The sequence below is a fragment of the Sulfitobacter sp. THAF37 genome, assembly GCF_009363555.1.
Classification (GTDB): domain Bacteria; phylum Pseudomonadota; class Alphaproteobacteria; order Rhodobacterales; family Rhodobacteraceae; genus Sulfitobacter.
In genome coordinates, this window is the sequence record NZ_CP045373.1 from 131,818 (window position 1) to 150,431 (window position 18,614).

Annotated in this window: 25 protein-coding genes and 1 pseudogene; 8 read left to right on the plus strand and 18 right to left on the minus strand. The window is 60.2% G+C overall.

The features are described 5' to 3' along the window. Positions 1-2 precede the first annotated feature (2 nt). The 15 genes from FIU94_RS17440 to FIU94_RS17510 all read right to left on the minus strand — a co-directional run bounded on the left by FIU94_RS17440 (position 3) and on the right by FIU94_RS17510 (position 10,032). On the minus strand, positions 3-743 hold the full coding sequence (locus FIU94_RS17440; RefSeq protein ID WP_172975949.1) for a cytochrome c biogenesis CcdA family protein: 741 nt from the start codon (positions 741-743) through the stop codon (positions 3-5). Next, positions 740-1,231 (minus strand): hypothetical protein, encoded by a 492-nt coding sequence (locus tag FIU94_RS17445; RefSeq protein WP_089963146.1) that lies wholly within the window; start codon positions 1,229-1,231, stop codon positions 740-742. The genes FIU94_RS17440 and FIU94_RS17445 overlap by 4 nt, the downstream gene beginning before the upstream one ends. Beyond that, positions 1,228-1,923: an SCO family protein gene (locus FIU94_RS17450; protein WP_254702670.1), complete on the minus strand. Its 696-nt coding sequence runs from the start codon at positions 1,921-1,923 to the stop codon at positions 1,228-1,230. The genes FIU94_RS17445 and FIU94_RS17450 overlap by 4 nt, the downstream gene beginning before the upstream one ends. Positions 1,924-1,983: 60 nt before the next feature. Further along, positions 1,984-2,256 (minus strand): hypothetical protein, encoded by a 273-nt coding sequence (locus FIU94_RS17455; protein ID WP_071974092.1) that lies wholly within the window; start codon positions 2,254-2,256, stop codon positions 1,984-1,986. Positions 2,257-2,296: 40 nt separating this feature from the next. Then, the gene (locus tag FIU94_RS17460) at positions 2,297-2,578 is read right to left on the minus strand and encodes a hypothetical protein (protein ID WP_152467161.1); all 282 of its coding nucleotides are present in this window, start codon (positions 2,576-2,578) and stop codon (positions 2,297-2,299) included. A gap of 82 nt (positions 2,579-2,660) precedes the next feature. Continuing rightward, a complete protein-coding gene (locus tag FIU94_RS17465) occupies positions 2,661-3,173 on the minus strand; it encodes a TlpA disulfide reductase family protein (RefSeq protein WP_043772509.1) in 513 nt (170 codons plus the stop codon). Beyond that, entirely contained in the window at positions 3,170-3,766 is a 597-nt protein-coding gene (locus tag FIU94_RS17470; RefSeq protein WP_152467162.1) for a DsbE family thiol:disulfide interchange protein, read from the minus strand. The genes FIU94_RS17465 and FIU94_RS17470 overlap by 4 nt, the downstream gene beginning before the upstream one ends. Continuing rightward, positions 3,763-4,158 carry a cytochrome c gene (locus FIU94_RS17475; protein WP_254702680.1) on the minus strand — a complete coding sequence of 132 codons (396 nt, stop codon included), beginning with the start codon at positions 4,156-4,158 and terminating at the stop codon, positions 3,763-3,765. Before FIU94_RS17475 ends, FIU94_RS17470 begins: the two co-directional genes overlap by 4 nt. Before the next feature lie 184 nt (positions 4,159-4,342). Then, positions 4,343-4,477, minus strand: a complete 135-nt coding sequence (locus FIU94_RS21150; RefSeq protein ID WP_302848728.1) for a hypothetical protein — start codon at positions 4,475-4,477, stop codon at positions 4,343-4,345. Positions 4,478-4,543: 66 nt separating this feature from the next. After that, positions 4,544-4,999, minus strand: a complete 456-nt coding sequence (locus FIU94_RS17480) for a DUF411 domain-containing protein (protein ID WP_068286433.1) — start codon at positions 4,997-4,999, stop codon at positions 4,544-4,546. 38 nt (positions 5,000-5,037) lie between these two features. Next, a complete protein-coding gene (locus FIU94_RS17485; protein ID WP_152467163.1) occupies positions 5,038-6,477 on the minus strand; it encodes a multicopper oxidase family protein in 1,440 nt (479 codons plus the stop codon). Between the two features lie 647 nt (positions 6,478-7,124). Next, positions 7,125-8,081, minus strand: a complete 957-nt coding sequence (locus tag FIU94_RS17495) for a cation diffusion facilitator family transporter (RefSeq protein WP_152467164.1) — start codon at positions 8,079-8,081, stop codon at positions 7,125-7,127. Further along, a complete protein-coding gene (locus FIU94_RS17500) occupies positions 8,071-8,826 on the minus strand; it encodes a transglutaminase family protein (protein ID WP_152467205.1) in 756 nt (251 codons plus the stop codon). Before FIU94_RS17500 ends, FIU94_RS17495 begins: the two co-directional genes overlap by 11 nt. Before the next feature lie 95 nt (positions 8,827-8,921). Continuing rightward, positions 8,922-9,500 carry a cation transporter gene (locus tag FIU94_RS17505; RefSeq protein WP_009573601.1) on the minus strand — a complete coding sequence of 193 codons (579 nt, stop codon included), beginning with the start codon at positions 9,498-9,500 and terminating at the stop codon, positions 8,922-8,924. A 103-nt stretch (positions 9,501-9,603) separates the two neighbouring features. After that, on the minus strand, positions 9,604-10,032 hold the full coding sequence (locus FIU94_RS17510) for a helix-turn-helix domain-containing protein (protein ID WP_013959865.1): 429 nt from the start codon (positions 10,030-10,032) through the stop codon (positions 9,604-9,606). Between the two features lie 207 nt (positions 10,033-10,239). Between FIU94_RS17510 and FIU94_RS17515 the strand changes: the two genes are divergently transcribed. The 8 genes and pseudogenes from FIU94_RS17515 to FIU94_RS21080 form a co-directional block, all read left to right on the plus strand. Then, positions 10,240-10,806 carry an SCO family protein gene (locus tag FIU94_RS17515; protein ID WP_076367366.1) on the plus strand — a complete coding sequence of 189 codons (567 nt, stop codon included), beginning with the start codon at positions 10,240-10,242 and terminating at the stop codon, positions 10,804-10,806. 5 nt (positions 10,807-10,811) lie between these two features. Next, positions 10,812-11,234 carry a disulfide bond formation protein B gene (locus FIU94_RS17520; RefSeq protein WP_076981272.1) on the plus strand — a complete coding sequence of 141 codons (423 nt, stop codon included), beginning with the start codon at positions 10,812-10,814 and terminating at the stop codon, positions 11,232-11,234. Then, positions 11,231-11,890 (plus strand): thioredoxin domain-containing protein, encoded by a 660-nt coding sequence (locus FIU94_RS17525; protein WP_152467165.1) that lies wholly within the window; start codon positions 11,231-11,233, stop codon positions 11,888-11,890. Before FIU94_RS17520 ends, FIU94_RS17525 begins: the two co-directional genes overlap by 4 nt. Positions 11,891-11,913: 23 nt before the next feature. After that, positions 11,914-12,381: a copper chaperone PCu(A)C gene (locus tag FIU94_RS17530; RefSeq protein ID WP_009503840.1), complete on the plus strand. Its 468-nt coding sequence runs from the start codon at positions 11,914-11,916 to the stop codon at positions 12,379-12,381. Continuing rightward, a complete protein-coding gene (locus tag FIU94_RS17535) occupies positions 12,381-13,007 on the plus strand; it encodes an SCO family protein (RefSeq protein ID WP_038008350.1) in 627 nt (208 codons plus the stop codon). The genes FIU94_RS17530 and FIU94_RS17535 overlap by 1 nt, the downstream gene beginning before the upstream one ends. Further along, positions 13,004-14,377: a M23 family metallopeptidase gene (locus FIU94_RS17540; protein WP_152467166.1), complete on the plus strand. Its 1,374-nt coding sequence runs from the start codon at positions 13,004-13,006 to the stop codon at positions 14,375-14,377. Before FIU94_RS17535 ends, FIU94_RS17540 begins: the two co-directional genes overlap by 4 nt. A 3-nt stretch (positions 14,378-14,380) precedes the next feature. After that, positions 14,381-14,836, plus strand: coding sequence for a DUF411 domain-containing protein (locus FIU94_RS17545; RefSeq protein WP_152467167.1), 456 nt, complete (start codon positions 14,381-14,383; stop codon positions 14,834-14,836). A gap of 12 nt (positions 14,837-14,848) precedes the next feature. Next, a pseudogene (locus tag FIU94_RS21080) lies at positions 14,849-15,001 on the plus strand (ZIP family metal transporter); the annotation flags it as partial. Between the two features lie 84 nt (positions 15,002-15,085). Here FIU94_RS21080 and FIU94_RS17555 read toward each other — a convergent pair. The 3 genes from FIU94_RS17555 to FIU94_RS17565 are packed head-to-tail and all read right to left on the minus strand — an operon-like array spanning position 15,086 to position 18,484. After that, the gene (locus FIU94_RS17555) at positions 15,086-16,075 is read right to left on the minus strand and encodes a TniQ family protein (protein ID WP_083545780.1); all 990 of its coding nucleotides are present in this window, start codon (positions 16,073-16,075) and stop codon (positions 15,086-15,088) included. Next, positions 16,021-16,878: a TniB family NTP-binding protein gene (locus FIU94_RS17560; protein ID WP_071974414.1), complete on the minus strand. Its 858-nt coding sequence runs from the start codon at positions 16,876-16,878 to the stop codon at positions 16,021-16,023. Before FIU94_RS17560 ends, FIU94_RS17555 begins: the two co-directional genes overlap by 55 nt. Continuing rightward, complete coding sequence (locus FIU94_RS17565; RefSeq protein ID WP_093455154.1) at positions 16,856-18,484, minus strand: Mu transposase C-terminal domain-containing protein; 1,629 nt, start codon at positions 18,482-18,484, stop codon at positions 16,856-16,858. Before FIU94_RS17565 ends, FIU94_RS17560 begins: the two co-directional genes overlap by 23 nt. Between the last annotated feature and the right edge of the window lie 130 nt (positions 18,485-18,614).

Sequence of the window (18,614 nt, forward strand, 5' to 3'; positions counted from 1 at the left end):
CGTCAGCCGATTGTCGCGAGAAAGGGAAACGTCCCCAGCAGCCAATATGCAAACCGTGACAGTTGCCCGGTCATGATGGCAAATCCCATGATGATCATGGCAACACCCGCGCCCTTGTAGAGCCAGCGACCGGCCTTGCCGATCTGCCTTACCCGCGCGGCGATGGCGTCGGTGAACAGCGCAGCCAGCAGGAAAGGCACCCCCAGACCAGCGGAATAGATCGACAGCAGCCAGATGCCGTCCGACATGCCGCCGGAGGTCGAACTGAGTGTCAGGATCGCGCCGAGGATCGGTCCGATGCAAGGTGTCCAGCCAAAGGCGAAGGCCAGTCCCAGCACGTAGGCCCCAAACGGGCGACCGCCGGGAATGTCGAGATTGAAACGGGTATCGCGCGAGAACGCATCCAGACGAAAGATACCCACCATGAACAGTCCGAACAGAATGATGATCCCGCCACCGAAATAATTCAGCTCGGTGCGCCATGTCAGCAGCAGCGACCCGAGCGCGCTGGCCCCGGCCCCGAGGGCGACGAAGACCGTCGAAAAGCCCAGCACGAAGCAGGCACTCAATCCGAGCGCCCCGGCACGTGCCCGCAGACCAACCGACCGCGTCGTACGCAGGTCCGGCTGCCCCGCAATGTACGAAACGTAGCCGGGCACCAGTGGCAGTACACAAGGCGACAGGAACGAAATGGCCCCCGCAAGGAAGGCCGCGAAAATGCCGATGCCGGAAATATCCATCATGTTTCTCGCTTAGTGTTGAAGGACCACACGGCCCACCAGAACGCGACCAGCGGGACCACGATCCATTGCAAAACAGGTGACAGGCCCGCATCGAGGACCGGAATGATCGGCATCAGGTCCGAATAGGCCCAGGCCGCGCGGATCACGATGTTGAGCCATTCGCTGAACAGCGTGTATCCCAGTCCAAACACCACCGTCAGGACGGTCACAGACCGCCGCGTTGAGGCGACCAGGGGCCAGCCCCGGCCCGACAGCATGAGGGCAAGCATCAGCGCGCTCATGGCGATCAGGATATCACCACCCGTGCAATGGACGGCTGCGAAGACAATCTCACCCCAGGTGCCCTCGTTCCATATCGTGTAGAGCGGCATATGCGCGAACTCCCAGATCAGATTGGCCGGGATGATCACCGAAAAATACCGACGCAGAGCTGTCAGGGAAATTCCGTCTGTCGAGGACAGCCTGACGCCAGTCGCAAAGACACTCATTGAGACACACCTGTCAGCCGGTCCCACCAGCTGGGCTCCCGGCGTCGATGCTGTGCGTTGTTGATCAACTCGCTGACATAGAGGATGAGGTTCACGTTCTTGAATTCCATGCCATGAAATTTTGCAGCGAACCGCCCGCCGATATCCACGACATGGGTGACCGCTCCGTGCATCATCATGTCGCTGTCGGCGGTCATCGTGAACTCCAGCCCATAGTCCCGCGCCAGAACGCGCGTTGCGTCATCAGATTGATCAGGCTGCTTGGTCAAAATGACCCAGTTGCTCGGATCGAGTCCATGCCGATCCACGTAATCGCGCAGCACGTCCGGCGTGTTATTCACCGGATCGGTGGTGATCGAGATGAACTGCACAAGCTCCTTCATCGGCCCGTCGTTGATCGAAGTCTGTATGGCCGCGATCTTTTCGGAGTGGAGCGGGCAGATATCCGGGCAATTGGCGTAGATGAAGTGCAGGATGATCACCTTGTCGCTGAAATCCGACAGGCGCACAGGATTCCCCTCGGGATCCTGCAATTCGAAACTCGGAGCCTGCGCTGCATCGATGGCCTGGAAGTAGGGCTCCATCTCGAACATGCGCGCATCCAGGTTTTCCCCCGGATGATTGGCGAAGGCCGGAGACAAAATCGTGGCCGCGAGTATCGCCAAAGCGGCGCGCCGTGTCAGTGCTGTCAATTCTTGTATCCTTACAATAAATGCCTGCCGATCCGTTGACCGACAGACATTTGGGCAAATCTAGCCGTCAGACTTTTCCGACGGCATCATGCCGCCGTCCATATTCTCGGTCATGGACGCCATCATCTCGGTGCAGGCTTCCATCATGGGTTTCATTTCGGCCATCATCTTCATCATGCCCATCATGTCGCCGTCCATCATGCCGCCTTGCATGGCCCCCTCATTCTGCATCATTTCGCCCGTTTCCGGCGTGGTCTGTTCTTGGGCGCTGACGGCAAATGCACTTGCGGTAAGGGCCGTCGCAACGACGAAAGTTGTAAGTGTTTTTCTCATGGTTTTCTCCTTGGGTTGATCGTGTGGTTATCGAAAGAACTCAGTCGGGAGACGCCCCGTCCGGCGAGTTGGAGCATCCCTTTCCAGACCCGCCCTTCATGCACAGACCCAGGCCGCACATCGCGGCACAGGGGGCCAGCGAGACCAGAACAGGCGCGAGCCCGATCGCGGTGAGCCATCCCCAGTTCAGGGCCATGCCGCCCCCCATCACGGTTGCCGCACCGACGAACAGCAATCGTCTGCGCGTCAACCACCGGGGCCAATTTCCTGCGTTTTCGATGTTGGCGGCACCCGCAATGTTGGAAGGTGATATTTCGGTCATCCGGAAAGTCCTTTCGATGATTAAAAGCTAGTCATTCCAGTAACTGGAAGGTCAAGGGTGAGCAGTGGACTTTTGCTGGGATTCATTCAATAAAGCTTCGCAAAAAGGACACCATCTCGGGATCATCCCATTCGGCCGGGCCCACCAGTCGCCCGAGCTCCCGCCCCTGCGCGTCGATCAGGATCGTCGTCGGCAGGCCAACGGTGCGCAGCGCGGTCATCGAAAGCATGGTCTGGTCGACATACATATTGAGATTGGTGACACCGATCTCGTCGTAGAAACGCCGAACGATTTGTGATCCGGCCCGGTCGATGGAAAGGGCAACCACTTCGAAGTCGTCGCCGCCAAGTTCCGCCTGAAGCGCATCGAGCGTCGGCATCTCTTCGCGGCAGGGGACGCACCAGGTTGCCCAGACATTCACGAGGATCACTTTGCCGCGAAAATCTTCCATGTCTCCGCGGCTGCCGTCATCTTTCTCGTAGCGCACATTGGCGACAGGCTGCGGGGTGTCGTGAAGTGCAAACCCTTGCGGTGTCGCGAAAGCCGCGCCGACGGACAGTGCCCAGGCGATCAGCGGCGGTTTCAGATTTTTCATGGCGTTTTCTCCTTGGCGGATTGGGTTTTGTGGTCGCGGACGATCGGCAGCAGCGTTTCCTGCAGGATTGCTCGTGTGATCGGACCAACATGGCGGTAGGCGATGGTGCCGTCGGGCGCGATGACGTAGGTTTCGGGCACGCCATAGACGCCCCATTCGATACCGGCGCGTCCGTTGATGTCGGCCCCGATGCGCGCGTAGGGATCACCCAACTCGTCGAGCCAGGCGCGCGCCTGATCGGGCGGGTCTTTGTAGTTGATCCCGTAAAGCGGCACTTCGTCTGTTGCGCTCAGTTCCATGAACAACGGATGTTCGGCGCGGCAAGGCACACACCACGAGGCGAAGACGTTCACGAGCGAGACGTGGCCGATCAGGTCCTGTGTCGAAAGACCTTCCTCGCGGCCAAGCACCGGGGGCAGCGCGAAGTCGGGCACAGATTTGCCGAGAAGTGCCGACGGCAAATCGTCGCCACCCCTGAAAAGCCCCCAACCGAACAGGACCATGAGGGCAAAAGCTATCAGCGGCACCAGAAAGAACCCGGAGATTCTGCGCCGTGATACGGGTTCGGTTTTGCCGACGACCTCTTGCGTCATGGCTGCGCCTGCTCATCCGCGAGGGTGCGGCTTTCCTGCGACGCGCGAACCCGGTCGGGCCATGTGCTCTTGATGTAGTCGATGATTGCCGTGATCTCACCGTCTGTCAGTACGCCCTCATATCCGGGCATGTCGCTTTCGTAGCCGTTCCCGACAATCGCCGCCGGTCCGTGTTTCACGATGTCGAACAATATGCGGTCGGGGTGATGCCAGGTATGGCCGGAGGCGTCGTGCGGTGGGGCAGGCAACTTGCCGCTCGGCAATCGTGTGCGCCATTCAGGTTGCCCTTGCAGGTTCGCCCCATGGCAACTGGCGCAATTCTCTTGATAGAGGCGCTCACCCATGCGCACGTCGCTCTGCGCCGCTACGGGCAAAACCGTTGTGGCGAGCAGGACAGCCGAGAGCCTAATCGTGTTTTTCACTAAGTTTCCGCCTTCTTATTGCGAGCCACCTACACAGGACGATGAGTGCCGCGAGCAACGACAGGACAAGCAGGACGCAAAGCGCCCAGACCAACCCGATCGACAACAGGCTGTCGCCGCTGCTGGCACCTTTAGTCCGCATTTCGGCGCATTTCTATTTTCCGCGGTCCGAGCGAATGTATTTGACCAATGCGATCGCCGCGAGCACCAGCACCCCCACGATCAGCAACCAGACGAGGCCCATCGCGATCATCATGCCGCCGCCCATCATTTCACCGTTCATCATCATACAATTCATCCTTTGTTTTCCCTTGAAGCCGATCTGGCACGGGTTCGCACCAGACCGCGTAATTGATCATTCGACCGCATATACGGTCGGGCTCACACCTTCCTCGACGGTGTAAATCTTGAACGGCTCCTGTTTTGCGCCGCCCATACCCGGCGACCCCATCGGCATACCGGGAAGGGTCACACCGGCAATTTCCGGAAGCTCTTCGAGCAGCCTGTTGACGACATCGATCGGCACGTGACCGCTGACAACGTAATCGTCCAGAAAGGCGGTATGGCAGCCCTGAAAATCGTCCGGGATACCAGCCTCGCGGCTGATCTGCGCCAAATCGTGGGTCGGTTTCACCTCCACCGTGAAACCGTTCTCCCGCAGATAGTCCGCGTAGCTTTCGCAGCATCCGCATTGCGGGTTCTTGTAGAGCGTGACCTCCTGCGCGGCGACCGGTGCGGCATTCAGGCTCATCGCAAGGACAGCGGCAGCACCTGCGGTGCCGAGGCTGGCAAATCCAAGTATCTTTTTCATCGGTTCTTTCCCTTCCGTCGTCAGTGATCTGTGAGTTTTCAGGTTTTGGTCGTGTCAGGATCGACACGGATGACGCCCATCATGCCCGCCGCCTGGTGTTCCAGGATGTGACAGTGGAACATCCAGTCGCCTGGGTTGTCCGCGACGAACGCGATCTCGACCCGTTCTTCGGGTGCCATCAGGACGGTGTCCTGCCATTCGCGATACCGAGTCGGTTGTCCGTTGCGGGCGATCACACGGAACGAATGTCCATGAAAATGGATCGGATGGTGCCAAGCCGTGCGATTATCCATCTCGAACACGTGCGACGTGCCCTGCGGCAGGACCAGCGACGGGTCCATCATGTGACCCGTCGCGGCTTCGCCGTTGATGAACCACATGTTTCCTTCGCGCATCTGGCCCATCATCGACCCCATGCCGCCGCCCATCATCATCTGCCCCATCATTCCGCCTTTGAAGACGATCTGATGTCGCGCGGCCGACGCCATGTCCGGTTCCGCCAACGGGTTGGGTCGCAGGTCCATCGACCAATCCGGCACACTGTCCCGCAGCCTGTCAGGCCCATAGACGAGGTCGACCAGACGGTATTCGAGGCCGTCGTAGAACACATCGGTGACGGTGACGACTTCTCCGGGCTTGCCAGTCATGTCGATCACCAGATCAACACGCATGGCTGGTCCGATCACCACAATATCGCTGTCAGGGGCATGGGGAGTCACGGGTTGACCGTCCAAAGCGACCACAACCGGTGCAAGACCACCGAAATCCAGCCCGAATATCCGCGCGTTCGCCGCATTGACTAGCCGCAAGCGGATGCGCTCACCGGACCGCACCGCGATGCGGTCGGGTATCTGGCCGTTGATGGTCACGGAATTACCAATACGACCGCCGTGCGTCGCGTCGTGGCGGTTGCCGAAGTCATCCGCAATTTGCCCGTCCCGGGTCATGCGCCAGTCGTCCAGCATCCAGGTCAGGTCACGATCCACGCGGATCGGGTCCGCCTCCTCGACGATCAGTGGCCCGTAAAGGCCGCGTCCGACCTGTTCCGAACTGCGCTGGTGCGGATGGTACCAGAACGTGCCCGCATCCAGCGCATCGAACTCGTAGAGAAAATCGCCATCAACCGGGATCGGGTCTTGCGTGAGGAACGGCACTCCGTCCATCGCATTGGACGTGCGAATGCCATGCCAGTGGATTGTGGTCCCTTCATCCAACCCATTCTGAGCCAGAACCCGCACGCGGTCGCCCCGCCGGACCCTGATTTCAGGACCGGGGACGGACCCGTTATAGCTCCAGACATTAGTCGGGCCGTATGGTGACGGGCGCAGGGCGGCCTGTCCGGATGCCGCGCGTAGGACGAATGGGTCCCCAGTTGGATCGGCCATTGCCATTCGTGCAGGTGATAGAGCGGATAGGGTTGTGAATGCGGCACCTGTGCGAAGCACGTGCCTTCGTGAAATCGGTCTGTGGAGGATCATCGCAACTGCCTTGATCTGAAAGGGGCGCACTCAGCCAGCTTCGGCCAAGGCAACAATCAGGCCTCGCAGCAGGCGAGGCCGGTTTCAGGTTCAGACAGGCAGTTTGGGAGGGAATGGATCAAGCGACGGATTCGTGCCGAGTGAGATCAGAGGTTCGGCACCCCGGACGGCAGTACCAAAAGGCCTCGTGAGCCGCGCTGACGGCATCTTGGCAAGGAGGCCAGAAGTACCGCTGGAGCCGCAAGGAACAGGACACCCACCTTCACAGGCAGTGCCCTCAGCAAATCCGGTGGCATCGCACCCGCCGCAACGGCCATCCGCGCTTTCGGTGGGTTCCATCTGCGCCATAGCCGTGATTGACATACTGGCCGACGACATATCCGGCGCAGTCACTGCACCGAAGGTCAGCATGAGAATCAAAACAAGGCGAAAAACGCAGGTCATACAGTTACTGCTACAACCTTCCAGCAAGGGGAGGTCAAGTGACATTCTGTAACTTGGACGTGATACCCCTGTAGTGTATCCGCCTCAGACCTTCGCTACTGCCCTTCGCAGCCAGTTGCTCATGCAAAGGTTCATCAGTCCACTTGACGTTGGTCGACGTCAACTTGCCGTCGCAAATGAGGAAATGATATCCTCATGCTCGGTCAGCTTTTTTCGTGAGTATGAGTTTCCTCCCCATCTCTCGAATTACCGTGACCATAGAGATCGGCGTTCTGATGAGCGCGATCCTCGTGCTCGAATTCGAGGCTGGAATGGCTGATGCCGAATTCTCCCTTCAGCCGCTTCTTGATCGCGCTCTTGATCTCTTCAATCTTCGACCACCCCTCGGCTGCCACGACGACATGGCAGTCGAGCGCAGCCTTGTGCTCTTGCATTTGCCAGAGATGGACGTGGTGGACGTCGGCGACGCCTTCGACTTTCCGCATCGCTTCGACGACGGCCTCGTTGTCGATGTCCGGCGGGCTCCCGAGCATCAGGGTTCGGATTGGGCCGCCTATTTCAGTGAAAGACAGATACAGGATGTAGATGGCGATGCCGATGGTGATGGCAGGATCGACCCAACGCATGTCGTAAAGGATGATCAGCGACCCAGCGACGATAACCGCGACCGAAGCAAGCGCGTCCGACAGGTTATGCAGGAAAAGCGCGCGGATGTTCACGCTGCCCTTCTGCATCGAATAGGTCAGCATTGCGGTCAGCGTGTCGACCACAAGCGCAATTCCACCGAGAATGACGACGGTCCAACCCATGACTTCGGGTGGATCAATCATGCGCATGCCACCTTCGTAGATCAGGTAGAAGCCGATCAAAATCAGGGTGGTGTAGTTAACCAGGGCTGCGACGATTTCGACCCGACCATAGCCGAAGGTCATGCGCTCATCGGCTGGGCGGCGCGCGATCTTGCGTGCGGCGAAGGCAATGACAAGCGAGGCCATATCGGAAAAGTTGTGCAGCGCATCGGCGATCAGTGCCAGACTGCCCGAGAATATGCCCCCGACGACTTGCGCAACGGTAAGAAGCCCGTTCGCCCAGATGGCGATGGCAACCCGCCGATCGCCGGAATCCGGATCGATATGCGCGTGCCCGTGGTCATGTGGCATTGGCAGGCTCCGCGTGCGCGTGTGTCGCGCGTCGGTCAGTCTTCAGGCGGCCGCTGCGGAAACCACGTACGCGCGCATTCATCCAGTGGCGAATTATATGACGGTAAAGGGCGCCACGCAGCCATCCAAAGGATTGCTCATGGGACAAATAGAAGGCGTCCGGCGTATCGTACACGCCGAAATCCTGCACGATGCCGGTTTTCTGAATGTAGGTATCTTCTCCGTTCCAGGCAACGGGAGGCGCGCCAAGGCAATCCGTGCCCGCGCCATACCCGCAGAGACTGTCCGTGTCCGAGAAAGACGTTTGCAGGACTTTGAGGAAGGCATCATCCAGGATGAAGCCTTCAAGGTTGATCCAGGCACCTTGAAATTCGATCTCGACCCATGAGTGGAGAATTTCCTGCGGAGCAAGCGGATACACCAGCTCAGGGACAACACCGCGCTGCAAGCCTTTATGGATCGTAAACCCATGCAACCGGCAACGAATGCCGACACCACGCAGCAGCGCCATCAAGAGCGTGCCTTTGGTATTGCACTGCCCGTAGCCGTCGGAAAGCACTTCGGATGCGGGGATGTCGTCAGCTCGATTGTATCCGAACGCGATTTCATTCCGAACGAAATCATAGGCAGCTCCGATCCGATCGTATTCGGATAAGCCGCGCCAGCTGCGGTTCTCAATTAGACGCGCAAGAGGCGCGGCATCAAAATCCAGTAGTTTGGTGGGTACAAGTAGGGGGTCGATCATCTGCAACGGGTCGCTCCTCGAATCGTCTTGGAACAAGACTAATTGCTATAGTCACTATAGCTTCAATCCTTTCTTTCAGAAAGAATCTCCCGCAACTATTTGTCCGTGTGAACCGCTTTGTGGTGTTCGCCGTGTGCGTCGCGCAGGATGTCGATACCGCCCCAGGCCGCGATCCCGGCGACGATCACACCGACGACAAGGTCCGGCCAGTTGGTTCCTAGCCAAGCGACGAGGCCACCGGCCACGACGATCCCGAGGTTCGCGGCGAAATCGTTGTAACTGAAGGTGTTGGCCGCGCGGATATTGACGTTTGGATTTTTGAGCTTAGCGAGCAGCCAAACGCAGACTGCGTTGATAGCCGCCGCGATCAGGGCCATTGCAATCATGATCGTCCCGAGCGGATCTGACCCACCGATGTAGCGGCGCCACGCATCGTAGAGGATGCCTGCAGCGAACAGGATCAGCAGCCCGCCGGAAACGTTCGCCGCCCCGCGTTTCCATTTGGCGGATCGGGACAAAGCGAAAAGGCTGATCGCGTAGACGAAGCTGTCGGAGAGGTTATCGAGCCCGTTGGCGATCAGGGCACTTGAGTCGCCGAAGGCGCCTGTTGCGAAAAAAGCCACGGCCAAACCGATATTGAGCGCCAGAACGATCCAAAGCGTCCGTCTCTCCATTGAATCTTGTCTAGCGGCCATTTTGTGGTTCCAGCTTGTGTTGTACGACACATTAACTTCTGCGGCTGATCTGCGTTCCAGCCGGAATGTTGGCTGAATTCCTTCAGGCCCCGATTTCCTCGTGTTCGGTCAAGCATTCCGAATGGTCCCGCAACACCTCAAGCACCTTGCAATCTCCCGTCCGCCCGCCGCTGCATTCGTGAACCATGCGTTTCAGTTCCGTGCGCAGCGCCTTCAGGCGGGCCATGCGCTGCTCCACCTGTTTGAGCTGGCGACGCGCGATGGCATCAGCCTCATCACAGGGCCGGTTGGGATGGTCGCTGAGGTCGAGCAGCTCGCGGATCGCATCGAGCGAGAAACCGAGTTGTCGCGAATGGCGGATGAAGGACAGCCGGTCGAGCTGTGCATTGTCGTAGCGCCTCTGCCCGCCTTCGGTCCTGCCAGGTTCGGGCATGAGCCCAATCTGTTCGTAGTACCGGATGGTCTGCACCTTCGTGCCAGTCTTCTTTGACAGAGTACCGATCGTGAGCATTTTCGCCTCCATGAAAAAGATACAGTTTGTGTAGGTTTTGCCGTCGGAATAAACAAGTGTCGGTTTCACAGACGCGTGAGTTCAAGCTATACCATGATTTCGTGCTTGAACCTCTAGCGGCTAGAGGATGTATCCGCACAGGCAATAAGAATCAAAATCAGGCGAACAGGATTGTCCCTTACATCGGCACAGAAGTTTCTTTGGGTTTTGGCAGGCGTGGCAGCGCTTGCTTTCGTATGGCTTTTGCTCTGGTCCGATTATCGTGCCGATAGCGCCCGAACCGACGCCGAACCGCCTTTTTTCGCTGAGTTCGAACTGACGGACCACCAGGGTATGGTTCGAACCGAGGAGGACTTTGCGGGGCGCTGGATGCTGGTTTTTTTCGGCTTTACCAACTGCCCCGACGTCTGCCCGACGACCCTATCCGAGGTCGCGGCGGTGATGGACGGTCTGGGCGACGATGCCGCCAAGGTCCAGCCGATTTTCATAACAATCGACCCTGAACGAGACACGCCCGCAGCACTCGCCGAATACGTCCCGCTGTTCGATGCGGGCTTCATCGGGCTGACCGGCACGCCGGAACAGATCGCCGCCACATCCGAGACCTTTCCGATCTTCTTCGAACGCGTCGAAGAGGCTGCGGCGCCGGATGGTTACACGATGGGCCACACGTCGCATCTGTTCCTCTTCGATCCCGACGCGGGCTTCGCCGACTCGTGGCCCTACGGCACCTCCGCCGAAGAGATCCTCGCCGATCTGGAAGAGAGGATCTGACCGACATGAACCGTATGTCCGGAGAAACAGCCCTCGGGCTGGCGTGGATCATCGCGCTCGTCGCCTCGCTTGCCGTGCTTTTCATCGGCGAGGTGCTGGGGCAGACGCCCTGTGTGCTGTGCTGGTTCCAGCGCGCCTTCATGTTCCCCTTGGCCATTGTCCTCGGGCTCGGCCTTTGGTGGCGGGACGGCCGCGTGGGGCGCTACGGCATCGCATTGGCGCTTGGCGGCGGCGCAATCGCCCTCTGGCACATGGGGCTGTACGTCGGTCTTGTTCCCGAACGCGTCCTGCCCTGCACGGCCACCGGCCCCTCTTGCACCGATGACAACCAACTGGTCTTCGGCATCCCTATCCCGCTGATGGCGCTCGCCGCCTTCGCGCTGATCGGGGCGCTGTCGGCCCTTTCATTAAAGGACACACGAACATGAATCGACGCGGCCTGATCCTGTCCGTTCTTGCCCTCGGCGCCGCCGGTTTCGGCGGAGCCACCTGGTTTGCAAACCGCCCCGGCCCAGTGGCCGAAGCGGAGCCCGTTGCTCCGGAACTTGCGGAGGCGATGATCCGCCCCTACTCGCCCATCCTCGGGCCTGCGGATGCGCCCGTCACGATCGTCGAATTCTTCGATCCGGCCTGCGAGGCCTGTCGCGCCTTTCATCCCATCGTGAAGGACATCATGGCCGAGCATGGGGATGCTGTCCGCGTCGTGATCCGCTACACGCCCTTCCACGGCGCGGCATCCGAGGAAGCGATCCGCGTGCTCGAGGCGGCGCGCATGCAGGGCGTCTTTGAGCCGGTTCTCGAAGTGGTATTGCGGGAACAGCCAAGATGGGCGTCGCACGGAGCACCCGAGCCGGGACTGATCCTGGAGATCGTCGCAACGGCGGGCCTCGATACGGAAGCCGCCCGCACGCAGATGCTAGCGCCGGACGTGGTGGCGATCCTGAATCAGGATCGTGCCGACGTCGAGACCGTGGGAATTCGCCAGACGCCCACATTCTTCGTGAACGGCAAGCCGCTCGATCCATTCGGAGAGGCAGAATTGCGTCGTCTGGTGGCTGCCGAAGTCGCTGCCGCGCAAAGCTGAATGGAAAGGGCAGGATCAGAACGATGAAAAAGTATATTCTGACCAGCACACTGGCGGCGCTTTTGACCCTTGGAGGGTTCTCAGCGCCCGCGCTGGCCGGACCCGAGGATGTTGTCGTCGAGAACGCGTGGTCCCGCGCCTCCATCGGGATGAACCGTCCCGGGGCCGCTTACATGACGATCCGCAACACTGGCGACGAGCCAGTGACGCTGATCGGCCTTACAACTCCGCTCGCGATGATGCCCGAAATTCACGAGACGAAGACAAATGCCGAGGGTGTGAGTTCCATGAGCCCGGCGGGGGAGATCGCGATCGCCCCGGGCGAGAGCGTCGCGCTCGAACCGGGGGGCCTGCACGCAATGCTGATGCGGCTACAAGAACCGATGACGGAAGGGGACACCTTTCCGCTGACCCTGCTTTTCGACGACGGAGGCGAAGTGACGGTCGAGGTGCCGATCCTCGGCATCGCCGCGCGGGGGCCAGAGGACTGATGCGGCGACGGGCGATCCTGGGGTACGGCGCGGCTGGTGTCGGGGCGGTCGCCCTGATGCTCTTCGTCGGTTGGTGGCAGGTCGATGGACCCGGTGGACCCGAACCTGTCGGGCAGCGGCCTGTGGCCCTGACCGAAATGGATTTCCGTCTGACGGATCATGAGGGCAACGCGGTCGGGCCAGAAACCCTGATCGGTCGCCCGACGATGGCGTTCTTCGGCTTCACCTACTGTCCCGATGTCTGCCCGACCACGCTCTCGGACATTTCGGGATGGCTCGACGATCTGGGAGACGAGGCCGACGAGATGAACGTGGTTTTCATCACGGTCGATCCCGAGCGCGACACTGTCGAAACGATGGCCGAATACGTCGGCTACTTCCATCCTGGGATACGTGGCTGGACGGGACCGGAAGAGCAGATCGCGCGCGTCGCGGACGGCTTCCACGCCACCTACGAAAGGGTGCCGACGGAGAGCGGCGATTACACGATGAACCACAGCGCGAGCGTCTTCCTGTTCGCAGCCTCTGGGCGGTTCGTCACCATGATCGACTATCACGAACCCAGAGAATTCGCGGTGCCGAAAATTCGCCGCGCGCTGGAAGAAGAAATGGAGGGGGCGACATGAGGCTCAGAACTTTGGCGGCTTGTGTCGCAATTGCGGGGACGGTTTCCGGGGCAGCTATCGTCATCTCCGGTGTTTTCTCGAAAGAACCCGTGCCGCCGAAACTTGCCTTGGCAGGTAATTGGATGCCCCAAGGTCCTGAAGCCCCCCAGAACGTTGACATCCCCGTGACGCTGCCCGCGACGGCATGGGCAGAAGATGCACCCGACATCGGCCCCCTGCCCCTTCTGCAGGTCGCGTTTGCCGACAGGCCCATGCGGGCGATCGAGCCACCCCTGTCGACATGGTCGCGCAACATTGCACCTGGCGAGACGCTCGATTTCTTGCTGTCTGAAGCTGGTCTTGCGGCACCTGACAGAGCCGAAGTTGCCCTCGCGCTTGGCGCGGAATACGATCTGCGACGGCTGCGGCCGGGGCACTCGGTCACTGTTGCTTCGACCATGGACGGCAGCCCCCGCACCGTCTCACTCGCCGTCGAGGACGGGGTTCGGATCGAGGTGGTTTTCGGCGAGCAGTTGTCCACACAGGTCGTGGCTCCGGATCCGGAGATCGTAACCCTTGCCGGCGAAGCCGTGATCAACAGCTCGATCTTCGCGGCACTCGACGAAGCCGGCATACCCGCCCGTTTTTCCGTGGACCTTGCGCAGATGCTGGGTGGGACCGTGGATTTCCGCCGCGAGATGGCCGGCGGCGAAACACTAAGGCTTCTCTGGCGTGAGGCGCGGGTCGGCGAGGACAGGATCGGACAGCCCGAACTCGCCTTCGCCGCACTGGACATCGGCGGTTCGCTCTACGAGATCGTATGGCCTGACGATGGCAGCGGTCAGGCGACGATCTACGTCGATGGCGAGGTGCTGCGCGTCTTCGCACAGCCGGTCGAGGGTGCGCGCCTCAGCTCGGTGTTCGGGCGCCGCACGCATCCGGTCTTTGGCAACGTCCGGATGCACACCGGCGTCGATTTTGCAGCGGCACGTGGGACACCGGTTCAAGCGACGGCACCGGGGCGGGTCAATTTCATCGGCTGGCGCGGCGGATATGGTCGCGTGGTCGAAATCTTGCACGGCTCCGACACCATGACGCGCTACGCGCATCTGAGCGCCGTGCCGGAAGACTTGGCACAAGGTCAACGCGTTGCGGCGGGAGACGTGATCGGCCGCGTCGGCGCGAGTGGCACGGCGACAGGTCCGAACCTGCACTATGAGGTGCTCGTGGATGGGCGCCCGACTGACCCCCTCTCTGACGACCGGCTCGCCGAAGCGGCCGAGAGCGATGCGGATGATACCGCCGCGCTCTCGCGTCTGGCCGAGGCGCGGGCGCTTCTGAATGAAAACCTCGGCAGCGAGATTGCCAAAACGACAACCGAAAGGCTCTGACCCATGAAACGCATGACCCAAGCTCTTGCCATCACGCTCGCCCTGTTCCCAGCGGCCCAGGCCCTCGCAGAGGCAACGGCGATCGACGTCCGCAAGACCAACGGATGCGGCTGCTGCCTCTCGTGGATGAAACATCTCGAAGAGAACGGGTTTGTGCCGACCGGCCAGGACATTTTCGGCGGGCTTCTCGTGCGCTTCAAGCTAGACAACGGCGTGCCGCAGCGCATGGTCTCCTGCCACACCGCGCTCATTGACGGCTACGTGATCGAGGGCCATGTACCGGCCGCTGACATCCGCCGCCTTCTCGAGGAGCGCCCGGACGCCGTCGGCCTCGCTGTTCCGGGGATGCCCTACGGCTCGCCCGGCATGGGGCCAGAAGACGACCGCGAGGCCTATGATGTCTTCCTCATCCGCAAGGACGGGTCGACGGAAGTCTTTTCGAGATACGCCGAAGGATAATCTGGCCCGCCCATGGAAAATCTGTCTCCGATAATGCTCGGCTTTCTCGGAAGTCTTGCCGCCGGATCGCTCACAGCAGTCGGAGCAGTTCCCGTGCTGTTCGGGCGCATCCCATCTCGGGCCACACGCGATCTGTCGCTCGGCTTCGCTGCCGGTGTCACTGTACCCTAATTAATCAGATTCTGCGGATTGGAAGCGTTTTCGGCAGATTCTGTACCCTTAATTGCAATATATCCACAGGGCGCTGCGTCAGTGGCTGACACAGCTTTGGCGCTTCCAGATTGCATCGGCTCGTGCCAGAAGCGCTTGACGATCTGCATCGGCACCGAGCTCGGAGATGGCCTGACGGGCAGCGTCTAGGGCCTGCGCAGACGTCTTTTTGGGCGACGTCGCCCTGGCAGATCGGTCAACGGGACTGCTTTCCTGCCGACGTCTTCGCGGAAGTCGCATATCGAGGTTCATCGACAGCTTGCGCACCTTCTCAATCAAACGTCTGCGCTGAGGAAAGGCGCGTCGGAGATCCCAGAATGCTTGTTCATTTCCGCGCAGCAAGATGGCCACTCCCAATAATGGACGGGCTGAGCAGACATCGACAGCTGCGAGTGCTATTGACCGCTCCAGTTGACACCGCGACGTGAGTGGCACGCTGTATACCAACTCAAGTACTTGTAAGAGGCACAGCGTATGGCTGATCCGCTGCATGTGCCTCAGATCGGCGGCGGCAACCGCCGTCTTCAGCAATGCCGCGCCCCGAGCGGCGCGGACACGTAGCCTGTTTGATAGACCATCGGCCGGATGCCTCGCCACAAGAGGTCGACCACAGTTTTCGCAAGTCAGCGACCAGGCGAAGCGCCAGTGGCGCAGGACCAGTCCCGAGGTTTGTTTCGAGCAGTTTGCGCAACTTTGGAAGTCATCGCTAGATACGCATTGAGCGGGATGATGCGTCGTGTCCGGGAGGGTCATGGCCGCGATCTCATCCCGGGTCTGCTGAACCGCCGGACATAGCCGAGCCCAGTTCACATGCCCAAGGTCACCCGCATGCTCCGGCACCCTGCCCTGCCCCAAACCGAGATAGCCGCAAAGCTCTTCGACGGAACAATGATTGGCCCGGGCCAACCGCCCGATCCAGCTCGAGAGAAGCTCGTCGGATACCGGTGGCGGTCGACGCGGCAATGGGTTCACGGTCACCCGAACTCCGCGATGGGTTGGCGCGGAATGCTCCAAGCATGCTTCGCCCATACCGGCTGCCAGGCCTGAACGGCCTCATCGGTGATCCGCTCCTCACCCGTCTCGATCGCATCGATGGCCAAGGACTTGATCATGATGAACACGCGCGAGGTCACACCGCCCGTCACTTTCAGGATTGTCCGAAGCGACGCAACCGTGAGGCCCGACCGCTGCTCAAGTGCCATCGCGGCAATCAGCGTTTGGATGAGCCGAGAGAACTCCACGTCGTCCTCCCAGAGCGGCAGGTAGTGTTCGTCCAGGCGACGGGCCAGTTGGTCGTCACCGCGGACGGCCTCGAGCGCTTCGTTGACACCGAAAACGACAAGCGAGGCACAGAGATCGTTGGCCAAGAACCGCAGCATGTTCAGGAACCGGCGTTGCTCCCGGTAACTACCGGCAAGCAGATTGTGCACCTCGTCGATCATCAGCATCTTCAGGTCCATATCCCGAAGATGACTGAGCGCGCGGACCTCAAGTTCGGACACGGTATGCCGCCCCCACATCGGCGCCCCGATCGTCGAAAGGATGTGCTGGTAGAAGCGTCGCTCGTCCGGCGCTGGCGGCGCCTGAACCAGCAGGATGGGGGTCTTCGTGATGCCCAGTTCTGCGTTGTACTGCGTCGGATACTTGCTGGCCATGCGCTTGGCGATCATCGTCTTGCCAATACCGGAACTGCCATAGACCATCAGGCCAGGCATCCGGCTCTGCTGCGGCATTTCCATCAGGGACGTCAATCGGTTGAGAACAATCGTGGCACGGTCGAATGCGATCCAATGATCGCTGCGGATGCGGTCAATTCTTTCTTCTGGGGTCATCAAACTCTTCAATCGGATAAGTGGGGAGGTCTGGGTTACCAGTGTCGATGGCGAACATTTCTCGGGACGGATCGCGGCGCGGCTGGTGCTTGGGAAGCCGCGTCTCGCGTTCGCTCTCCAGACGGGCGGTCCTTGTCTTCTGACGCGCCGCCTCGGCCAGTCGTCTCTGCGCGTCGATCACCTGGAACAAGGCCTTCTCGTTGATCCGACCGCCATGCCTGTCTTGCCATTCCTTCCGCGCCCGACGACTTTCCCAAAGCGATATCCGAGGGTGGCTCAGATCCCGATACCGAGCCGGGATCATGCGGCCATCATTGACGAGAACCCAGACCTGCGACAGGTCCCGCGGGTCGTACTTCACCTGCACCTTGCCGCTGCCCCGTCCGACCAACGACGCGAAGGCATCACTCCAGTAGTGCACCCCAAAGAGAGTGATCCCAGTGCGCCCGAGCTGGCGCAACTCAAAAGGCAGGAAGCTTGTCCGGAAGGCTTCGACATCGACAACCTGCCGCCCCGCAGTGTCTCCGCCCAAGTCAGCCCAAGCGGCCAGCGGCGTTCGCCCGAGGGCTTCGTGGCGGGTATTGTGGTAGCGGCAAATCTCCAGATGAAGCCAGTCCTCGAACTCGGCCAGGGTCAGAGCCGCATGTTTCTCGCTGTCATAATCGCCCTTCTCGGCAGCGGAGGATTGCGTGGTCCCGGGCAAAACATGAACAGCCCCCATGGCCGTTCCGATCAAACGTTCGATATGACCTCCGAAGTGCGTTGCACCAGGCGGGCGGTACTCGACGGCAATGCCCCAATCTTCGCAGGCCGATGAGAAGGCGTCGCTGTGGAACTCCTGCGCGTTATCGACATGGATCGCCTTCGGGATGCCGGATGTCGGCCAGACCAATTCTTCCAGCTTCCCTGGGACGTGGATCGATTTCCGACGCACACAATGATCGAGGCAGAGCGCGATCGAAAGAACTGATGGTGCATCAAAGCTGACGAAGACCCCGAGAACGATCCGGGTTGCAACATCGATGGCTACCGTCAAATATGGGCGCGCAAGCGGTCGCCGATCCACGTGATCGACCAAAATGATGTCGGCCAAGGTGTGATCGATCTGAACAATTTCCAGTGGCGTTCCAACCGCAAGCCGGCCCGGACGTGCCGCAAAAGTCTTGTTCGCCTCCTTGGCACCACGGCGCTTTCTAACAATCTCTTTCTCGTCCATTGCATCGAGCCGAGCTTTCAGCGTTTTTCGTGCCGGTGGCTGGAAGCCCTTTGCCTCGCATTCCGAACGGATCTCACGCCAAATTCGCAGAAAGCTGGAGCGTTCGCGGACCAGATAATAGCGCCGTAGGCGTTCATCGATGAGGTCTTCGACTTCTCGCGCGATCCGTTTCGACCCCGGTTTCGGCCCCCGGCGACTGAGTTCCAGTGCTGCGGCCCGCCCATCGTTCTCGCGCAAACGGCGGTAAAGCGACCAGGTGTGGCTCTTCGCCAAACCTAGTTCCCAAGCAGCATCTCCGATTGCCGCACTGATCGGCTCACCCTTCTTCTCAAGTTCCAGGATCGGACGGAGGACTGCTGCTCGATGTTTTGCAAGACGCTCGCTGACCACGCCAATCCCTGCCCTATTCCTGTCAGCACTTATCCACAGAACTGACCGTATGCTAATAAAGGGTACAGTATGGCAATTAACGGTACAATATGAAAATTAAGGGTACATCGTGCCGCTGAAAACAAACGAT